20 protein-coding genes and 1 tRNA gene are annotated in these 18138 nt (G+C 69.0%); 10 read left to right on the top strand and 11 right to left on the bottom strand.

Annotated elements, in window-relative coordinates; all coding sequences use genetic code 11:
• Window positions 1-13: 13 nt before the first annotated feature.
• Together NDAS_RS22200 and NDAS_RS22195 are read right to left on the bottom strand one after the other, a co-directional pair.
• Window positions 14-1243 (bottom strand): MFS transporter, encoded by a 1230-nt coding sequence (locus NDAS_RS22200; RefSeq protein WP_013155490.1) that lies wholly within the window; start codon window positions 1241-1243, stop codon window positions 14-16.
• A complete protein-coding gene (locus NDAS_RS22195; RefSeq protein ID WP_013155489.1) occupies window positions 1240-2733 on the bottom strand; it encodes an FAD-dependent oxidoreductase in 1494 nt (497 codons plus the stop codon). The genes NDAS_RS22200 and NDAS_RS22195 overlap by 4 nt, the downstream gene beginning before the upstream one ends.
• A gap of 97 nt (window positions 2734-2830) precedes the next feature.
• Here NDAS_RS22195 and NDAS_RS22190 point away from each other — a divergent pair, with 97 nt between their 5' ends.
• Window positions 2831-3730 (top strand): helix-turn-helix domain-containing GNAT family N-acetyltransferase, encoded by a 900-nt coding sequence (locus tag NDAS_RS22190; RefSeq protein ID WP_041553269.1) that lies wholly within the window; start codon window positions 2831-2833, stop codon window positions 3728-3730.
• 383 nt (window positions 3731-4113) lie between these two features.
• Window positions 4114-4186, top strand: a tRNA-Lys gene (locus NDAS_RS22185).
• Between the two features lie 270 nt (window positions 4187-4456).
• Here the strand turns inward: NDAS_RS22185 and NDAS_RS28995 are convergent.
• Window positions 4457-4627, bottom strand: coding sequence for a hypothetical protein (locus NDAS_RS28995; RefSeq protein WP_013155487.1), 171 nt, complete (start codon window positions 4625-4627; stop codon window positions 4457-4459).
• 92 nt (window positions 4628-4719) lie between these two features.
• Window positions 4720-5202, bottom strand: coding sequence for an ATP-binding protein (locus NDAS_RS22180; RefSeq protein ID WP_013155486.1), 483 nt, complete (start codon window positions 5200-5202; stop codon window positions 4720-4722).
• 168 nt (window positions 5203-5370) lie between these two features.
• Here NDAS_RS22180 and NDAS_RS22175 point away from each other — a divergent pair, with 168 nt between their 5' ends.
• A complete protein-coding gene (locus tag NDAS_RS22175) occupies window positions 5371-6255 on the top strand; it encodes a helix-turn-helix domain-containing protein (protein ID WP_232051601.1) in 885 nt (294 codons plus the stop codon).
• Between the two features lie 14 nt (window positions 6256-6269).
• Window positions 6270-6449: a DUF397 domain-containing protein gene (locus NDAS_RS22170; RefSeq protein WP_013155484.1), complete on the top strand. Its 180-nt coding sequence runs from the start codon at window positions 6270-6272 to the stop codon at window positions 6447-6449.
• Window positions 6450-6486: 37 nt separating this feature from the next.
• On the opposite strand, the gene NDAS_RS22165 is transcribed toward NDAS_RS22170, so the two are convergent.
• From NDAS_RS22165 to NDAS_RS28715, 4 genes are all read right to left on the bottom strand, one after another.
• A complete protein-coding gene (locus NDAS_RS22165) occupies window positions 6487-7062 on the bottom strand; it encodes a GNAT family N-acetyltransferase (protein ID WP_013155483.1) in 576 nt (191 codons plus the stop codon).
• A complete protein-coding gene (locus NDAS_RS28220) occupies window positions 7059-7493 on the bottom strand; it encodes a lasso peptide biosynthesis B2 protein (protein WP_049800325.1) in 435 nt (144 codons plus the stop codon). The genes NDAS_RS22165 and NDAS_RS28220 overlap by 4 nt, the downstream gene beginning before the upstream one ends.
• A gap of 260 nt (window positions 7494-7753) precedes the next feature.
• Complete coding sequence (locus tag NDAS_RS22155) at window positions 7754-9469, bottom strand: albusnodin/ikarugamycin family macrolactam cyclase (protein ID WP_126625015.1); 1716 nt, start codon at window positions 9467-9469, stop codon at window positions 7754-7756.
• 42 nt (window positions 9470-9511) lie between these two features.
• Entirely contained in the window at window positions 9512-9640 is a 129-nt protein-coding gene (locus tag NDAS_RS28715; protein WP_013155480.1) for an albusnodin family lasso peptide, read from the bottom strand.
• 213 nt (window positions 9641-9853) lie between these two features.
• Here NDAS_RS28715 and NDAS_RS22150 point away from each other — a divergent pair, with 213 nt between their 5' ends.
• Window positions 9854-11197, top strand: a complete 1344-nt coding sequence (locus tag NDAS_RS22150) for a hypothetical protein (protein WP_013155479.1) — start codon at window positions 9854-9856, stop codon at window positions 11195-11197.
• On the opposite strand, the gene NDAS_RS22145 is transcribed toward NDAS_RS22150, so the two are convergent.
• Complete coding sequence (locus tag NDAS_RS22145) at window positions 11184-11714, bottom strand: NUDIX hydrolase (RefSeq protein WP_013155478.1); 531 nt, start codon at window positions 11712-11714, stop codon at window positions 11184-11186. The two genes, NDAS_RS22150 and NDAS_RS22145, sit on opposite strands and share 14 nt — an antisense overlap.
• Window positions 11715-12421: 707 nt before the next feature.
• Here NDAS_RS22145 and NDAS_RS22140 point away from each other — a divergent pair.
• Together NDAS_RS22140 and NDAS_RS27670 are read left to right on the top strand one after the other, a co-directional pair.
• Complete coding sequence (locus NDAS_RS22140) at window positions 12422-12613, top strand: hypothetical protein (protein WP_013155477.1); 192 nt, start codon at window positions 12422-12424, stop codon at window positions 12611-12613.
• Window positions 12613-13416: a hypothetical protein gene (locus NDAS_RS27670; RefSeq protein WP_013155476.1), complete on the top strand. Its 804-nt coding sequence runs from the start codon at window positions 12613-12615 to the stop codon at window positions 13414-13416. The genes NDAS_RS22140 and NDAS_RS27670 overlap by 1 nt, the downstream gene beginning before the upstream one ends.
• A gap of 357 nt (window positions 13417-13773) precedes the next feature.
• Here the strand turns inward: NDAS_RS27670 and NDAS_RS29375 are convergent, their stop codons facing one another.
• Window positions 13774-14238, bottom strand: coding sequence for a GNAT family N-acetyltransferase (locus NDAS_RS29375; protein ID WP_232051600.1), 465 nt, complete (start codon window positions 14236-14238; stop codon window positions 13774-13776).
• A gap of 74 nt (window positions 14239-14312) precedes the next feature.
• Window positions 14313-15095 (bottom strand): SDR family NAD(P)-dependent oxidoreductase, encoded by a 783-nt coding sequence (locus tag NDAS_RS22125; protein WP_013155475.1) that lies wholly within the window; start codon window positions 15093-15095, stop codon window positions 14313-14315.
• A gap of 109 nt (window positions 15096-15204) precedes the next feature.
• Here NDAS_RS22125 and NDAS_RS22120 point away from each other — a divergent pair, with 109 nt between their 5' ends.
• From NDAS_RS22120 to NDAS_RS22110, 3 genes are all read left to right on the top strand, one after another.
• A complete protein-coding gene (locus NDAS_RS22120; RefSeq protein ID WP_013155474.1) occupies window positions 15205-15840 on the top strand; it encodes a TetR/AcrR family transcriptional regulator in 636 nt (211 codons plus the stop codon).
• Between the two features lie 461 nt (window positions 15841-16301).
• The gene (locus NDAS_RS22115; RefSeq protein ID WP_013155473.1) at window positions 16302-16505 is read left to right on the top strand and encodes a cold-shock protein; all 204 of its coding nucleotides are present in this window, start codon (window positions 16302-16304) and stop codon (window positions 16503-16505) included.
• A gap of 241 nt (window positions 16506-16746) precedes the next feature.
• On the top strand, window positions 16747-18135 hold the full coding sequence (locus NDAS_RS22110; RefSeq protein ID WP_013155472.1) for a DEAD/DEAH box helicase: 1389 nt from the start codon (window positions 16747-16749) through the stop codon (window positions 18133-18135).
• Window positions 18136-18138: the final 3 nt, after the last annotated feature.

Raw genomic sequence — 18138 nt, 5'->3', positions numbered from 1 at the left:
CCGTGGGGGAGGTTCAGGAAGGGGTGGGAACCCGTTCGGCGCGGGTGGCCAGGGCGGTCAGCGCGCCGAGCGCCGCCAGGGCTCCCAGCGCCGCGAACGCCGCCGGATAGCCGCCCAGGGGACCGGCCAGGGCTGCGCCCGCCCAGGGCGCGACCGCGACGGCCAGCATGAGCGGGGTGTGCATGACGCCGTTGAGGGTGGCGTAGTGCTCCGTCCCCCACCGGTCGGACACGGCGGTGGCCTGGAGGAGGGTGAGGATGCCGCGTGCCATGCCCGCCAGCACCGCGATGGCCAGGACCGGCCCCAGGGGTCCCGGCACCAGGGCCAGAAGCAGGGTGGTCACCGAACACGCGCCCAGCACGGCCACGGCGCGCGGCACCGGGTCGGTCCACCGTTCCAGGGGCGCGTAGACCAGACGGCCGAGCACCTGCCCCACACCGCCCGCCCCCAGGGCCCAGGCCGCTTCCGCCGTGCCGAAACCCTGTTCATCCAGCAGGGGGACGATGTTGACCACGACCGCGTAGACGGTGAAGGACCCCAGGGCCAGAGCCGTCGTCAGAGCCCAGAACACCCGACCGCGCACCACGGCACGCGCGCCCTGCCCTCGGCCCCTCTGCTGCCCGGCGCCGTCGGCGACCCAGCCCTGTGGCAGGGCGAAGGCGTGCAGGGGCACCACCACGACCAGGAGCACGGCCGCGAGTACCAGGTAGGCGGTCCGCCACCCCCAGACTCCTTCCAGGAACGCGGTCAGGGGAGCGAAGACGGTGCTGGCCAGACCGGCGGCCAGGGTCAGCGCGGTCAGGGCCCGGACCTTCGCCCTTCCGTACCACTGGGTCAGGGCGGCGAAGGCCGGAGGGTAGAACAGTCCGGCCATCGCCGCTCCGGCCACCAGCCAGGCGGCGGCGAAGCCCCACAGGTTCGGGGCCAGGGCGAGGGCCGCCACGGCGGGAGCCGCGGCCAGGGCAGCCGCCGTCATCGCCGGGCGCGGGCCCCGGGCCTGCACCCAGCGTCCCACCGGGATGCCCGCCAGTCCCGCCATGACCTGGGAGGCGGAGAACAGCGCGGTCACCGCGGTCAGGGACCATCCGGTGTCGGCGGTGATGCTCGGCGCCAGGACGGGGAAGGCGTAGAACAGCACCCCGTAGCCGGTGGTGACGGTGACGCACAGGACCGCCAGGCCCCGGCGCGCACCGACCACGGCGGGTGCGGGCGCGCCGGAGGCCCGACCGGACACAGGTGTCACGAGACCCGGTCCGGTTCCCCCAGGCCGACCTGCTGTGACGACGGGTCGGAGCAGCAGCCGTTCCCGGCGGACGGAGCCGTTTTCTCGACGGGCACGGTGCGGCGGTCGCCGAGGGAGAGCACCGGCACCTCCGAGACGGCCAGGCCGCCGCAGCAACCGCCCTCCTGCGCCGCGGACTCCCGCGCGGCCTCGGGCGCGGGACCGCAGCAGCCGCCGCTCTCGGCCGCCGCGTCCGGCTCCTCGGGCAGGCCTCCGCCGCTGCACACCCCCGTCTCGGGCAGGACCAGCTCCACGCGGGCGGCCGCCTCGCGGTCCCCGGCCAGATGGGCGGCGATGCTGCGGACCTGTTCGTAGCCGGTCAGGGCCAGGAAGGTCGGGGCGCGCCCGTAGGACTTCATCCCGGCCAGGAAGAACCCCTCCTCAGGATGGGAGAGCTCGGCGGCGCCGTGGGGGTAGACGGTGCCGCAGGAGTGCACGTTGGGGTCGATGAGCGGGGCGAGTTCCACCGGCGCCTGGAGGGTGCTGTCCAGGCCCAGGCGGATCTCGGACAGGAAGGACAGGTCGGGGCGGAATCCGGTGAGGGCGACCACCTCGTCCACGGGCTCCAGCTCCCGGCCCCCCTCGTCGGCCAGCACGAGGCGTCCGTCCCGCTCCGTGCGGACCTCGGCGGTACGGAATCCGGTGACCACCCGGATGTGCCCGGCCTTCACGGCCTCGCGGGCGCGCTGGCCGAGCGCGCCGCGCGCGGCCAGCTGGTCGGCCGCGCCACCGCCGAAGGCATCGCCGATCTCCTCCCGGCGCAGCACCCACACCGCCTCGGTGCCGGGTTCCTCCCCGGCCAACGTGGCCAGGCCGACCAGGGCGGTCAGCGCCGAATGCCCCTTGCCGACGACCGCCGTGGTCCGACCCGCGTACCGGGCCCGTCCGGCTGGGCTGGCGGTGTCGGGAATGCGGTACGAGACGTGCTCGGCGGCCGTCGACTCGCCCAGCGCGGGCAGCCCGTCACCGCCCACCGGGTTGGGCGTGCCCCAGGTGCCGGAGGCGTCGACCACCGCGCGGGCCAGGATCCGCTCCTCGCCCCGGTCGGTGCGAAGGCGCACGGTGAAGGGCTGCTCCCCGCGCCCGGCGTCCACGACCCGGTCCCGGCCCGTGCGGCTCACGCCGGTCACCTCGGCGCCGAAGCGGACCCGTTCGCCCAAGGCCCCGGCCAGGGGAGCGAGGTAGGCCTCGACCCACTCGCGGCCGGTCGGGTAGCCCGCGTCGTCCGGACGCCGCCAACCGGTGGCGGTGAGCAGCTTCTCCGCGGCCGGGTCCACCAGGTCGCGCCACATCGAGAACAGGCGCACGTGACCCCATTCGGACACGGCGGCACCGGCTCGATCGCCCTTCTCCAGGACCAGGACCGGCAGGTCGCGCGCGACCAGCTCCGCCGCGGCCGCGAGTCCCACCGGACCGGCGCCGATCACCACGACCGGACGTTGTGCGTCCATGACGCCCTCCTCTTTCATTGACTGGCGTCTATGGATCGGGACTCTATCGACGGAAGTCGATGGACGCAACCATAGATCTTCGTCGATAATGGGTGTCATGACTGTGACGACGCCCGAGCGCGAAGGCGGCCTCCTCCCCGCCACTGACGCCGAGACCTACGCCGCCTGGTTCGCCTGCCTGGCCGAACCCATGCGCGTCCGGCTCCTGCACGCCATCGCCACCACCCCCGGCTCGGTCAGCGTGGGCCAGCTCGCCGAGATGGTGGAGGTCCGCCAGCCCACCGTCTCCCACCACCTGCGCAAGCTCGCCGAGGTCGGGTTCGTGACCCTCACCAAGGCGGGCACCTCCACCCGGGTCGCGGTCAACCCCGCCTGCTGCACCGGCCTGCCGCACGCCGCCGACGCGGTGATGGGCATGCTCAACGCCCGCCCGTGCTGCCCCACCGACCTGCCCGCCGACGTCACCACCCGCGCCATGGCCGACGCCGACCTGGACGCGGTCCGGGAGATCTACGCCCAGGGCATCGCCAGCGGCCACGCCACCTTCGAGACCGAGGTCCCCGGAGCGGACGCGCTGAAGGACCGGTGGACGCCCGGGCACCGCTGGGTGGCCGAGTCGGGCGGCCGCGTCGTCGGCTGGGCCGCCGCCTCACCCGTCTCCGCTCGCGAGGTCTACGCCGGGGTGGCCGAGACCTCGGTCTACGTCGCCGAGGACGCGCGCGGCCGGGGCGTGGGCAAGGCGCTGCTGTACCGGCAGGTCACCGAGGCCGACACGGCGGGGCTGTGGACGCTCCAGACCTCGATCTTCCCCGAGAACCGCGCCAGCCTGGCCCTGCACCACCAGGTGGGCTACCGCACCGTGGGCGTGCGCGAGCGCGTCGCCCGCCACCACGGGATCTGGCGCGACACCGTCCTGCTGGAGCGGCGGCGCCCGGAGGAGGGCGCCGGGCCCGGCGAGGTCCCCTGCGCCGACGGTTCGGGCTGCCCGCCGGCCTGATCCCGCCAGTGCGGAGCGGTGAGAGCGGTTGGGTGAGACGCACGATCGCCACCGCTCCGTGACGGGGCGCACGGGGCCCTGTCGGAGGGCCGTGCCTATGCCGTAGCCGCGGTAGCCCAGGTGGTCGCGGCCGGGCTCGGGCACGACACCGCGCTCGTGTTGGGGCGGAAGGGGCGCGTGGTGCCGGGAAACCGGCGGACTCCCCTGTCGCGTGGGTGTGCTCCACGTCACCGCGCGGTTCCGTCGCGGGGACCCGTCGGCCAGGGTCCGCCGATCGGGGGGTAAGCCCTTGCCCCGCCGGGTGTACCGGCCGTCCAGAGCCCGTATGGCTGCGGTAGAGTTGGCTCCGGCGATGGCTGGGACCATGCTCCGAGCCGTATCGCGGGCCTCTAGCTCAATTGGCAGAGCAACGGACTTTTAATCCGTGGGTTCAGGGTTCGAGCCCCTGGGGGCCTACCCGCAAAACCCCAGGTCAGAGGCTGTTTTCGAGGTCCTCGCCCTGGGGTTTTCCCGTTCTCGGGGCCGTCTGGTTGCTCCATGTGTGCTCTTCGGCCTCGGCCGTGCCTCCACCTTGACGAGCAGCCCGGAGCAACAGCGCGCCCGAACCCACTCAGACCGGTCCCTATCTCCTCGGTCGGTCCGAAGTCCGCTGGTCACGGCCCGCACCCCACGGACGCACAATCCCTTGCTCGGTCTTCCCAGGTGAGGGGCACGGGCCGTGTCTCCTTAGCTGCGCCAGACGCTGACCAGCTCGATCAGGGCGTCGAGTTCCGCGGGTCGCCACCTGGCCAGGTGGCGTGCCGTGACCGCACCGGCCGCCTCCACGAGCAGCTCGTAGCGCGCCAGGTAGGGCCGGGCTCCTCGATGCCGCCGACGCCGAGCACTACACTTCCTCACGGTTTCCTCCTGCTCATCCGGGTGGTGATCAGGCCCCGGCGGGTGTGCCCGCACCAGCCGGGGCGTCTCGCTTCCAGCTCCATGAGGCGTGCTCAGGCCATGAGCGCCGCGGACCGTGGTGCCCGCAGACGCGCGTGCTCCTCGACCAGCGCGCGGGTTCGGCTCATGTCCAGGGCGCTCCCGTCCATCGCCACCGCGAACCACACCCGCTTGCCCACGCCACAGCGGTAGACCCCGCACACCTCTCGGGCGAACGCCCGGATGAGCCCGAGTCCGCGCCCGTGGTCGTCGATCACCCGGGCCAGCTCCTCCGGCTGTGGAAACACAGGGAGGGTCGACCCCGTGTCGTACACCTCGACCACCCCGCAGCGGCCCGGCCGCGTCCAGACCTCCACGCCGACCTCGGGACGACCGTGGACCAAGGCGTTGGTGAATGCCTCGCTCACCGCCAGCCGGGCCACGCCCAGACCGGCCTCGTCCACCTCGGCCGCCGCCAGTGCCCCGTCCACCAGGCACCTGGCCAGTCCCACGTCCTCCGGCCCCGGACGCCTCCAGACGCACATGACTCCGTTCACCGCACATCACCTCGCTGTCGTCACTGATGCGAAGCAGGCCGGGCAACCGCTCACTTCCGGCCCGCTGTACGTCCATCATGATTTGCAACAACGCAAATTACAAGCAAAGCAAGTCGCTATGAGTACAATGAGTAACGATGTGTGTTTCATGCGGGTGGGAAGATGACCATGCCCGCGCAGCGAAGACAGGAGGTGGAGATGCCCGAGGGCTCTCCGGTCCAGGGTTCTCCCGCCCGGCGGCACTACCTGGTCAGCCAGCTCAAGCGGCTACGCGCCCAGACCGGCCTGTCCCAGGAGGAGGCCGCTGAGGAGATGGGCTGGCACAAGTCCAAGGTCTCCCGGATCGAGAACGGCAAGTGGAAGCGCCTGAGCGGTCCGGAGATCGACGCGCTCTGCCGCTTCTACAAGGCTTCCGACGAACTGAGGGAAGAGCTCGCCCACATCGCCAAGGCCGCCAGTCGCAACCGCTCCTCCGCCTGGTGGAACGCCTACGAGGACGTTCCCGGCGGGGCGTACTACCCGTTGGAGTACGAGGCTGACCAGATCTTCGAGTACACCCTCGGCCTCTTCAGCGGCCTGGCCCAGCATCCCGACTACATCCGGGCGCTGATGGGGCGCGGCGCGGTCCCGGACGAGGCCGAGCGCGAACGCAGGCTGGAGGCCCGGTTGGAGCGGTCCCGCAGCATCCTGTACCGCGACCACCCGCCTCGGATGTGGTGGGTGGTCGACGAGCCCGTCCTCACCTGCCAGGTCGGCGGTCCCAGGGTGATGCGCGCCCAGCTCGAACACCTGCTGGAGCTGAGCGACCATCCCAGCATCGACCTCCAGATCCTTCCCCAGTCCGAGGGCATGAGCCTGAACTACGGGTTCTGTCTGCTGTGGATCGGGGACGACCGTGTCGGGCACGTGGACGTGCCGCCCCAGGGGCTGCTGTTCGACGCCTCCGAGGACATGCAGCACCATGAACTGAGGTCCCACCACCTGAGGGCGGCGGCGCTGTCTCCCGAGCGTTCCCGCGACCTGGTCCGGGACCGGATCGCCGCACTCGACTGAAAAGGGTTCCCCACATGAGCATCCAGACCACGCCGTGGCACAAGTCCAGCTACAGCAACGAGGCCGGCACCTGCGTGGAGGTCTCCGAAGGGCCCGTGACCGGGATCCGGGACAACCAGAACCCCAACCTGGAGCCGCTGGACTTCACCCCGGGCGCGTGGGCTCGCTTCCTCGGCGGCCTGCACACGGGCTGACCTCCGGTGCCCACCGTGCTCGGTGGGCACCGGAGGTTCACATCTGGAACTGGGCCTTGACGAGTGAGGGACCCTCGAACTCCTCGGGGACGGCGTCCATCAGCACCTCGTTGACGGTCTCGCCCAGCCACTGGTTGGAGTTGCGCCGCATCCCCTGCCGCTTGAACCCCGCCTTCTCGTAGGCGCGGATCGCCCCGGCGTTGGGCTCGATGACGGTCAGGTACACGCATCTCAGGTTGGTCACGTGGAAGGCGTAGTCCAGCACCAGCCGAGTGGCCTCGGTGCCCACGCCCCTGCCCCGGGACTCGCCCAGGGCCACCACGTACTCGCCGTTGCGCCGCATCTGGTCGATGTAGACCTGGGCCAGGCCAACCGGGCACGGGCTCTCCCCGGTCAGGTCGTAGACGGTGAACCGCAGTTCCCTATCCGAGGCGCGACCGTAGCCCTCCACGAGGATCTCCCGCGTGGACTCCAACGGCTGCGGAGTTTGCCGGTTGTAGCCGACGATGGTGGGGATCGACTGCTCCCACTTCCAGTACTCCTCCACGAGGTCGGCGCGCAGCGGGCCGATTCCGGCTTTGTCGCCGCGCAGCCAGATCAGGGGGTCGCTCACGTGGTCTCCTCCGCTGTTGGGATGGTCAGCAGTGCCGTGCACCGCCGTGTGCTGTCGGGTTCGGCCACCGGGCGCCCCTCCGCCTCGATCCAGGCGTGCAGACGAATGGGGTCGGCGATCACGCCGTGGCACCAGCGCACGCCGCGTCCGAGGGCGGCCAGGGCCAATGCCGCGGCCACCGATTCTTCCAAGCAGGCGACCCGTACGGGCGAGAACAGGCCGAGCCGCCGCACGGCGTGGACGACTTCGGCGGCTTCGGCCGTGGTGGCAGGACGACGGCCGAACTTCGAGACGTTCTGCGCGAGGCGGACCATACGGTTCATGCGAGAGCGACGTGGTCCGATCCGCGCGTTCGTGAGGACCATGAGCAGCGCTCCAGAAGCGACGATCATCCGGGAGAACGCGACCCTGGGGAACTCGGTGAATCCCATCGGGAGTTCCTGCACACCCCAGCTCGCCTCCCAACGCCGCCCCGGGACGGGCGGTGAACCGGGGACCGGGTTCGCGGACACCACCACCATCCCGGTCCTGCGCAGGAGCGCGGCCAGTGCGGTGTCCTCTCCCGCCAGTTCCCACCACTTTCCGGCTCCTGGGGAGAGAGCCTGAACAGCTCCTGTCCCGTAGTGCACCAGCACCGTCGCTGATCCCAAGTCACAGGCGCGTACCCCTGGGGAAGGCATCAGAAAGCCCGTCATACCGCCTCCACCCGTTCCTCTGTCTCCCACGCGATCACGGGAGAAGCTCGTACTGACCGCAGCCAGACTTCCGTTGCCACCGTGGACTCGATCTGGGCCAACTCGTCCCCGATGCCCATCGCGGCACGTCGCAGTGCACCGCGCAGCAGAGTGACGTCCACCAGACCGGCTTCGGCCAGACGACCGTCCACGAGGTCGAGCAGTTCCGGCAGCGCCCTTCTCAGCCCCTGGTGATGGTCACTGGACGCATCCCCCTTGGTGGTGCGCCGAACGAGCCTGGCGGGGAACAGGTCCCGCATAGCCTCGGCCATGATCGGTTTGTAGCGCGCTGGCCCGGGCAGGCTGTCGACGGGTACTGACAGGTAAGCGTCGATGACCTGGGAGTCGAAGTAGGGGTTGTGCAGCGCCACACCGAAGGCCTCGGCGATCTGGGCGTCAGCGCGGGCCGTGCGCCCGGCCTGCGCCATGATCCGCATCAACATTCGTTGGGTCCGGCTCTCCAGGGAGAGACCGCCGGGTCCACGCCCGGTCGGAGTCTTCGCGTGCACCCAGGAGGGCACCGGATCAGGACCGTTCCTGGAGTTCGCGGCACGCAAGGCGTCCAGGATCGACATCCGGCGAACATGCGCCCACCGGGCGGCCTCACCGAGGGCCCGCGCGAACCTGCCACGCCACAGCAGCTCGACCAGGTGGTACGGAGACGTCAGGAGGAGGGCATCGCCTCCGTCACCGGTCATGTGCAGGTCCGAGCCCACATGTTCGGCGAGCCACACCAACTGTCCGGAGAAGTAGGCGTAGGAGACCGTAGAGGGTGCCGGTTCGTCCGTGGCGGGGACGAACCCGAGACCACCGTAGGGCGAGTGTTCCTCGGTCAAGGGCATCCACCGGTGACGGAGTCCGGGATGGTCGGCGGCCTCACGGGCGTAGTCCAGATCTCCACCCTGGTGTACTCCTGCGGGATGGACGGTGACCCCCGTGATCCGTCGCTTTCGCGGAGCCAGCCGTTCGGCGGCCAGGAGACCGAGGGCTGTGGAGTCGAAACCGCCGGAGAAGTCCGTGCTCGGCCGAGCCGAGCGGTCCACACGAACGGCCACCGCTCCTTCGAGTGCGGACCGCAGACGGCGCGCGTGCCCATCGGGGTACGGCGTCGGTCCCCATACCGGGTTCATGGTGGGCTCGCCCTCACCGGACATCCGGACACGGTGTCCGGCGGGCATCCTCTTCACCCCGTGAAAGAACGAGCCCTGCTCACCTTCGGCGCTGTCCGGACTGATCAGCCTGGCGGCCACCATCGCGGTGTTCACCTGGGGAGGGCCGTCCAGGCAGGACAGGAGGCGGGAGCTGGAGGCCCACACCGTTCCCTGCCGGGTGGAGCGGGTGTAGACGGGAACGGCCGAGCTGAGATCGGTCCAGACGGTGGTCGTGGAGGACTCGATCTGGATCACGACGTAGCTGCCGGACCACCTCCAGACCGCGTCGTCCGGGACGGCGTGTTCCGTGGCGCGGTGGATTTGCTCGACCGTGGCGCCGCACGGACCGAACACCACGATGTGCCGATCACCGTGGGAGACGAGCATTCGTTCGTGTTCTGGCCAGTCGGCGCTCGCCCACACCTGGGGAAGCCGCGGTGAGACCGGTAGCGCACCGACCGGCCGGTGGAAGGGTGGGCCGGTAGAACCGCCGAACCACATGGGAGTTTCCTCCTGCTTCATGAACGGGGCACCCGAACCTGTGTCCGGGCGCCCCGTCAGCGGTCAGTTGTAGGGGTTGCGCTTGTTCTCGTTCTGGGCCCGGCCCTGGCCGAGCGTCAGGTCTGCCGCGTCCCCGAGTTCGACCAGCAGCTCCTCGTGAGTCTCCTGATCCTCAGCCTTCGTGTTGTCCATCCGTCCTCTTCCCTCTCACAACCGATTCCGCCACCGAGGCGCTTGTCGGTCCCACCCTCCATTTCCTGACGGCTTCGGTGAAGGCGTGACCTCGGGAGATGGACGTGTGCGCCCCCGCAAAGGAGCGCGAGGGGGGAGTGCGTTTCGCGGGATCCCCACTCGCGCACCGGCAGCCGTGGCACACTGCCTTCGACCCGAACTCGTGGAGAAGCTGTGGCGCGTACCCCCAAGCAGCCGAACGTCCAGCTCGTGGAACTCCTGGACGAGGCTGGAATGCCCGCCAAGGGGCTTGCCCGCAGGGTCGTGGATCGGGGCAGAGAGCAGGGGTTGTCGCTCTCCTACGACCACAACAGCGTCCGTCGCTGGATGTCGGGCGAACGTCCGCAGCGGCCAGTCCCCGGAATCATCGCGGCCGTCCTCTCCGAGGCGCTGGGGCGCCTCGTACTTCCGGAGGACTGCGGTCTTCCCGACGACGAGGCACGGACCCTGGAGTTTCCGCTGTCCTGGACGACAGGGATCACCACTGTCGGTCAGCTCTACCGGGCTGACGGCGAACGCCGTCGCGATGTCCTCGGCGGATACTCGACGGCGGCCTACCCCAGCGCGACCGTACGGTGGCTCACCCAGCCTCCTGCGTCCGGACCCGCCCATCGCGGCCGGATCCGTGTCGGACGGCCCGAGATCTCGGCCATCCGGCAGATGACGCGTGCCTTCCGGGACTTGGACAACCGCGTTGGCGGGGGCCGCATCCGCAGCACCGTCGTGCAGTACCTCGACGCCAACGTCGCCCCGCTGCTGCGGGGCAGCTACACGGAGGAGGTCGGCCGGGATCTGTTCTCGGCAGCCGCCGAACTCACCAAGGCCGTGGGATGGATGGCCTACGACTGCGAGGAGCACGGACTCGCCCAGCGGTACCTGATCCAGGCCCTGCGCATGGCTCAGACATCCGGGGATGACGGGTTGTGCGCCGAGATCCTCGCGGCGATGGGCCACCAGGCCACCTATATCGGGCGGTCGGCAGAAGCCGTGGACCTGGCGAGGGCGGCGCAATCCGCCGCCCACCGGGCCGGGCACCCCGCGCTCGCGGCGGAGTGCCACCTCATCGAAGCCCACGGGCACGCCGGACTCTCAGACCCACGGGCCACGTCCCGCTCCCTGCGGGCGGGGGTGAAGGCCTTCGAAGCGGACGACCCCAGCCCGCCGGAGTGGCTGGCCTACTTCGACAACGCCTACCTCGCGGCCAAGGTCGCGCACTGCTTCCTCGCTCTGGGCAATGACGCCCAGACGGCTGTGTACGCCGAGCAGTCCCTGAAGATGAACACCGACTACGTACGCGGCAGGACGTTCAACCTCCTGATGCTCGCCACCGCCCACGCCACCGACGAACCGGAGGAAGCGGTGCGGGTCGGTGGAGTGGCTCTGAACCTGGTGGAGGGGTTGCAGTCACAACGTGTGTTGTCCTACCTGCGCCGTCTGCGGCACCGGCTCCGGCCTCACGAGAACCTGCCCGAGGTGGAGGAGTTCACGGCACGGGTCAGGGAGGTCATACCAGGGTGAGTGCCCGGTACAGGGCGACCACGGTGGAGGCGCCGACGATCTCTCCCCGGGCGATCATCTCTACCGCCTCCTCCAGGGGCCACCAGCGGATCTCCTGGGCTTCGTTGACGTCTGGAGGGGTGTCGGTGAGGTCGGCACCTCGGGCCAGGTAGATGATCTGGGGCTGGTCCACCGATCCGATGGCGGGCTGGAAGGTCACCATGTGCTCCATCGAGCGGGGCCGCCACCCGGTCTCCTCCTCGACCTCACGTGCCGCCGCGGCCTCGATGTCCTCGGCACCGTCGACGTAACCGCCGGGCAGTTCCCACACCCATCGGTCGATGATGAATCGGTGTCGCCGCATCAGCAGGGCTTCGCGCTGGTCGTTGACCACGAGCGTCATCGCGGCGGGGGGCATCGTCACGACGTACTGGGTGAAGGACACCCCGTCCGGGAGGGTGACGTCGACGGTGGAGAGGCGGATGTGCCGGTTCTGGTCCACGAGCTTCTCGCCGTGGATCGTCCATTGAGTGCTCACACCGGCACCCTAGGACAGCGCTGTGCCGGTGCGGCCATCACTACATGGGGCTTATCGGTAGTCAGGGCCGCCAGAGGTGGGTGACCCAGAGCGCTCCCGAACGATTCCCATGGGGAGTTCATGGTCTGGTCGAGACAGATCATCTCGTATACGACACAGGCGCGCCTGGGAAGAGCGATGCAATCCGCTCTCCCCAGGCGATGCATCCAGAGGCCGCTGGCGGCGCAGTCGACCCCACCACAGGGTCAACACTCTGGTTCCCCAAGCTCCGTCAAGGGCAACGACAGGCAAGCTCTTCGGGGATCTCTCTAGCTCGGCAATCAGAAACCAAACGCGTGGCGTCTGGTTCATCCGCGAACTTGTTGGCGATCCTAACTCGGATTTCCAATGAAAAGCTTCTACGAAAAAGATAAGAACTAATCTGAACAGATATTAACGTTTCTAAACACCTCGAAACAGAGTCGAACTGTGAGAAGCAGAAGAGGACTCTGGGAAACGGGAGATGGCATCGCACCAGCCCAGTGCGCTGCCATTGGATCAAGCCAAGCCATAATATGATCTACAACACACTTGCGAGAGAGGGTGCACACCCCTCAAGAATGCGGTAACTTGGTGAAATCGATCCCCGCCCGTTACGCGGACTAACCACCCGTAGGCAGATCGATGACGGTCTCCGTCAAGGGCAATTTTCGAAAGACAGGACACCTATGTTCAGTTTCTCTTTTTGCGGACACTCGATGGCCGGGCGCCTTCTCCTCTCCCTCCTCATTCTCGCGCTGGTCTGCGTGCTCACTGTTTCCGGGTACGGCCTGCTCGGCTCGCTGGGACTGGTTGCCATCGTCGTGATTGTCGCGGCCGACCTGTCTTCCCGCCTGGTGCGGACCCAGGAAGGCGTCTGATGAAGCTGTCGGGTTTCGATGAGGAGCTGGTCCCCCGCAAGATGAAGGAGGGCGTCCTTTACGAAGGTATGCCTGTCCACAATGGGACCTACCTCCGGGTCTGGCGCGACCCGGAAACGCACCGTCCCTACATCCGCCGCACGCTCGACAGCCAGGACCTGTTCGGCGAGCCCGAGTACGGGGTGACGTCCGTCTCAGAACGCGACGTAATGCCGGTGATCCTCCGGGATGGCGTGCTTACCGAGTTGAGGAAGCATAGGCAGAGGTCGATGGCCTCGCTCCGAAACAGCGGACAGAATCTTAGGAACTATCGCTCCTCTTCTCCTTTGGGAGAAATCAAGCCTTCTCCTACGGTGGATCAGCCAAAGGAACGTCTTCGAGGACCTCGGGTCGTGGTTGAGCGTGGGGTTCCGGCCCGGAAGGCTATCGAAGATTTCGGCGAGTACGACGAACGTCCCGATCCGCTTCAGACCTCCTCTGCCGAGGAGTTCTTGGAGGCGCTGCGTGAGTACCGGATCTGGGCAGGTGAACCCTCCTTCCGGAAGATGAGCGACAACTGCAGGCATAAGATCGCGTACTCGACGCTCAACACCGCACTCAACGGTGGCCGCCTGCCCAAGCTCCATATCGTGGAAGCCTTCATCGAAGGATGCGGCGGCGACCGAGATGACGTGCGGCGCTGGGCTACGGCTTGGCGCAAACTGCGCAAGCGGGAAGGCGCGATCCCCAGTTCGGGCCCCTGGGCAGCGGTGCAGATCTTCGAGTTCATCGACCACGCCAGCCAGGTACACAACACTGCCTGACCTATCTCAAGTCCGCCCTGGCGCAAGCCCAGGGCGGACCTCTCGCCTGCCCGATTGGCAAGATACTCTGTTGTATGCCCGGCAAGGCTCGCTTATCGTACATACGCGTTTAAGCGACTGCCTGTTGTGAGACCAACTCGAGTCGCCAACGGATTTGATCCGAACCTCGCAGGCCGACGAAATGCTCGGGGATTGCTCCGCTGTTCCGGAACGCGATGACATGGGGTGGTCTTCGGCGGCATGTAGCGGGACGGCGCCGCCCAGATGAGTCGGAACGAAACACCGCATATCGGGGCGTTTCGCCCGCGCACACGCGGACTTTTAATCCGTGGGTTCAGGGTTCGAGCCCCTGGGGGCCTACCCGCAAAACCCCAGGCCAGAGGCTGTTTTCGAGGTCCTCGCCCTGGGGTTTTCGTGCGTCTGGGGCCGTCTGGTCGCTCCGTGTGTGCCCTCCAGCCTCGGCCGCGCCTCCACCTCGACGGAGCACACCGGAGCAACAGCGCGCCCGAACCCACTCAGACCGATCCCTAACGCCTCGGCCGGTCCGAAGTCCGCTGGCCACGGCCCGCGCCCCACGGACGCATACGCTCGCCGAGCACAGCGGGCACCGGAGGTTCGCATCCGGAACTGGGCCTTGACGAGTGAGGGACCCTCGAACTCCTCGGGGACGGCGTCCATCAGCACCTCGTTGACGGTCTCGCCCAGCCACTGGTTGGAGTTGCGCCGCATCCCCTGCCGCTTGAACCCCGCCTTCTCGTAGGCGCGGATCGCCCCGGCGTTGGGCTCGATGACGGTCAGGTACACGCACCTCAGGTTGGTCACGTGGAAGGCGTAGTCTGCGCCTCGCCGTGGCGTCGCTGAGGAGGCGGTGCCGTTCAGGGCGGCTGGCGATCCGGTCAGGCTGCCGCCGTGTCGGGTTGCAGGGCGGGGCCGAGCAGGAGCCCGCCGTCCGCGACGAACTCCGAGCCCGTGACGAACGAGGCGTCGGCCGAGGTGAGGTAGAGGAGGAGTGCGGTGATGTCGGCCGGGGTTCCCATTCGGGGGATGGCGTACGGCTCGGGCGAGTAGAAGTCGGCGATGGGCGGCTGACCGGCGATCGGTTCGTTGACCAACGGGGTGGAGATGACGCCGGGGTGGATGGAGTTGACCCGGATGCCGTCTCGACCCAGCTCCAGCGCGGCGGTCCTGGTGAGCCCGCGCAACGCCCACTTGCTGGCGACGTACGGCGCGTAGAGCGAGGTGCCGGCGTGGGCCATCGTGGAGGCGATGTTGACGATCACTCCGCCGCCGTTGCGGCGCAGTGACGGGGTCACGGTCTTGGTGCCGAGAAACGTGCCGGTGAGGTTGACGTCGAGTACGCGGTCCCAGACCCGCCGTTCGGTGGCCTCGATCGGCACCGCGGGGTTCTGGACGCCGGCGTTGTTGACCAGGATCCCGATCGGACCGAACCGGCGTTCGGTCTCGGTGACCGCCGCCGCCCAGGCGTCCTCGTCGGTGACGTCCAGACGAACGAACAGTGCCCGCTCGCCGAGTTCGGCGGCGAGCTCCTTGCCAGGCCCTTCGGAGAGCGCGGCGATGACAACGTTCGCCCCCTCCTCGTGGTAGGCCCGAACGTGGCTGGCCCCCTGCCCGCCAGTGCCGCCGGTGACGAGAACGGTCTGCTTGTCGAAGCGTCCCATGACGCGGTCCTCCCTGCGAAACAATGGTGAGTCGAGTGACTCGCCTCGCCAAAGCTACGTACATGACGGGTGGTGAGTCAAGTGGCTCGCCTCGCGTAGAGTGGCGCCCATGACGACGGAGCCCTCGCCCTACCACCGGCGCGTCGCCGAGCAGAAGCGGGCGGCCATCATCAAGGCCGCCACCCGACTGTTCCTCGACGCCGGGTACGCCGGCACCTCACTGGCCAAGGTCGCCGAGGCGGCCGGGGTGTCGAAGGCGACTCTGTTCAAGCAGTTCCCGACCAAGGCGGCTCTGTTCGACGCGATCGTGACGGAGTCCTGGACGGTTGAGGACGACGGAGACCTCCGCCCGCCGACGGGCGACCTGCGGGCGGGCCTGACGGCGATCGGCCGCCGGTACGTCACCCTCCTCGCCCAGCCCGGCATGGCGGCCCTCTTCCGCATCGTCATCGCCGAACTGCCGCGCTTCCCCGAGTTGGGCGAAGCCCACTTCGAGCGCGGCAAGATGCCCTACTTCGACTCGGTGCGCCGCTATCTCGACGCCGAGAACGCCCTGGGCACGGCCAAGCTGGACGACACGGAACTGGCGGCGACCCAGTTCCTCGGGATGATCTCCAACTACGTCTTCTGGCCCCGGATGCTGCTCATCGACTGGTCGCCTGACGACGCATCGATGGCACGCGTCGTGGACGAGGCCGTACTGATGATGGAGGCCAGATACGGCGCGGCGAACACCACCGGCTGAAGCAGCCGTGCGCGGCGCGTGAAGGCCGGTCGGCGGGTCGGCAACGTTGCTCCGACCGGACCGGCACCGCGACGAACGCCGGGGGCGAAGAGGGGCGCGGTGGTGATCGCGGAAAAACGGGCGGATCTGGCCGTGGCCTGTGCCCAACTCCCGTGCCCGACGGGCGGCCACCCGGCGCCGGGTCGGGCGGGGCGGCCTGGGGATTTCCCGAAAACAGGATCTGAGTTTTCCCGGCCTAGAAAAAATACTTCGGCCACAACACATTTCCTCTAACCCCTGTACTACGCATTTCGGTGTCCTGCGGCACACCGCTTTTCCGGGGCAGGGGGATTCCTGTGTGATAGGTTCTAAGGAGTTGCAGTCGTGAACCCCGATGGACTCCATCTCTTCGGGCGATCACCGCGGTGACGGGAAAATCGTCATCCGCGGTTTTCTTCATGCTCCGAACGAGAGGTATCCCTATGGCGACCGGTACGGTCAAGTGGTTCAACGGCGAAAAGGGCTTCGGCTTCATCGAGCAGGACGGCGGCGGCCCCGACGTCTTCGCCCACTACTCGAACATCCAGGCCACGGGCTACCGCGAGCTGGCCGAGGGCCAGGCCGTGCAGTTCGACGCCGTGGCGGGGGCCAAGGGTCCCCAGGCCGAGAACATCACCCTGGTCTAGGGGAGCCGACGCTCCTCCTGCGGCAGGGGCCCGCCCTCAGGGCGCTGGGCCCCTGCCGCTTTTCCTTTTTCTCCGCCCGGTTTTCCAGCCGTCACCCCCCGAACGGCACCGGCGTCCACCGCGCCCCGGAGTCCTCCGGACGAGCGCGGAAACCCGCATTACTTATCCGGCGTACTCCGGTTTCCCCCTGCGAGGTCGAAAGGCCTCCCGCCCGGCGAGCGCCGCTGGCGAAAGGCCTCACATGAGTTATCCGCACCGCACCGACACCAGCCGCGGTCGTCCCTCCCGGGGATACGGCCGTCAGCGCCCCCGCACGCCCGGACACCCCCGGTCCGGCGGTCCTTCCGGGGAGTTCGCCCTCCCGGTCAGCATCACCCCAGCGCTCCCGCCGGTGGAGTCCTTCGAGGCGCTGGACATGCCCGCACCGTTGAAGCGGACCCTGACCCGGCAGGGGCTGACGGTCCCGTCCGAGATCCAGGCGGCCACCCTGCCGAACTCCCTGGCCGGACGCGACGTCCTGGGCCGCAGCCGGACCGGTTCGGGCAAGACCCTGGCCTTCGGACTGGCTCTGCTCGCCCAGCTCGACGGGCGCAAGGCCGAGCCCCGGCGCCCCCTGGCCGTGGTGCTCGCACCCACCCGTGAGCTGGCCCAGCAGGTGGCCGACGCACTGGCGCCCTACGCGCGGTCGGTGGGGGTGCACGCGACGACCGTGGTGGGCGGCATGCCCATCAGCCGCCAGTCCCGCGCCCTGCGTCAGGGCGTGGAGCTGGTCGTGGCCACCCCGGGCCGCCTGCGCGACCTGATGGAGCGCGGCGACTGTGTTCTGGACCAGGTTGAGGTCACCGTCCTGGACGAGGCCGACCAGATGACCGACATGGGCTTCATGCCGCAGGTCACCGCGATTCTCCAGCAGGTTCCGGCCGACGGTCGACGCATGCTGTTCTCGGCCACCCTGGACCGCAACGTCGACACCCTGGTCCGCCGGTTCCTGAACGACCCGGTGGTCCACTCGGTCGACCTGTCCGAGGGCGCGGTCTCCACCATGGAGCACCACGTCATGCACGTGTCGCACGCCGACAAGCAGGACGTCGTGACCCGGATCGCGGCCCGCGACGGTCGGGTGATCATGTTCCTGGACACCAAGCGCGCCGTGGACCGGATGGCCGAGCACCTGCTGGCCAACGGGGTCCTCGCCGCGCCGCTGCACGGCGGGCGGTCCCAGCCCCAGCGCACCCGCACCCTCGACCAGTTCAAGAGGGGCGCCGTGACCGCGCTGGTCGCCACCAACGTCGCCGCGCGCGGCATCCACGTGGACGGGCTGGACCTGGTGGTCAACATCGACCCGCCCACCGACCACAAGGACTACCTGCACCGGGGCGGACGCACCGCGCGCGCGGGCGAGGCGGGCAGCGTGGTCACGCTCGTGCTGCCCAGCCAGCGGCGCGACATGACCCGGCTGATGAGCCGGGCCCGGATCGACGCGCACACCGCGCGGGTGGACGCCCAGGACGTGGAGCTGACCAGGGTGACCGGAGCGCGTGAGCCCTCGGGCGTACCGGTCGCCGTGCCTGCCGGGGGCTCGCGGGAGCGGCGGCACCGTGGTGCCGCGGCACGCCGACCGCGCCGCTGACCC

The organism is Nocardiopsis dassonvillei subsp. dassonvillei DSM 43111 (assembly GCF_000092985.1).
GTDB classification, from domain to species: domain Bacteria; phylum Actinomycetota; class Actinomycetes; order Streptosporangiales; family Streptosporangiaceae; genus Nocardiopsis; species Nocardiopsis dassonvillei.
Note: the sequence above shows the minus strand (reverse complement) of the source record. Positions and strands in the feature narration are given on the sequence as shown.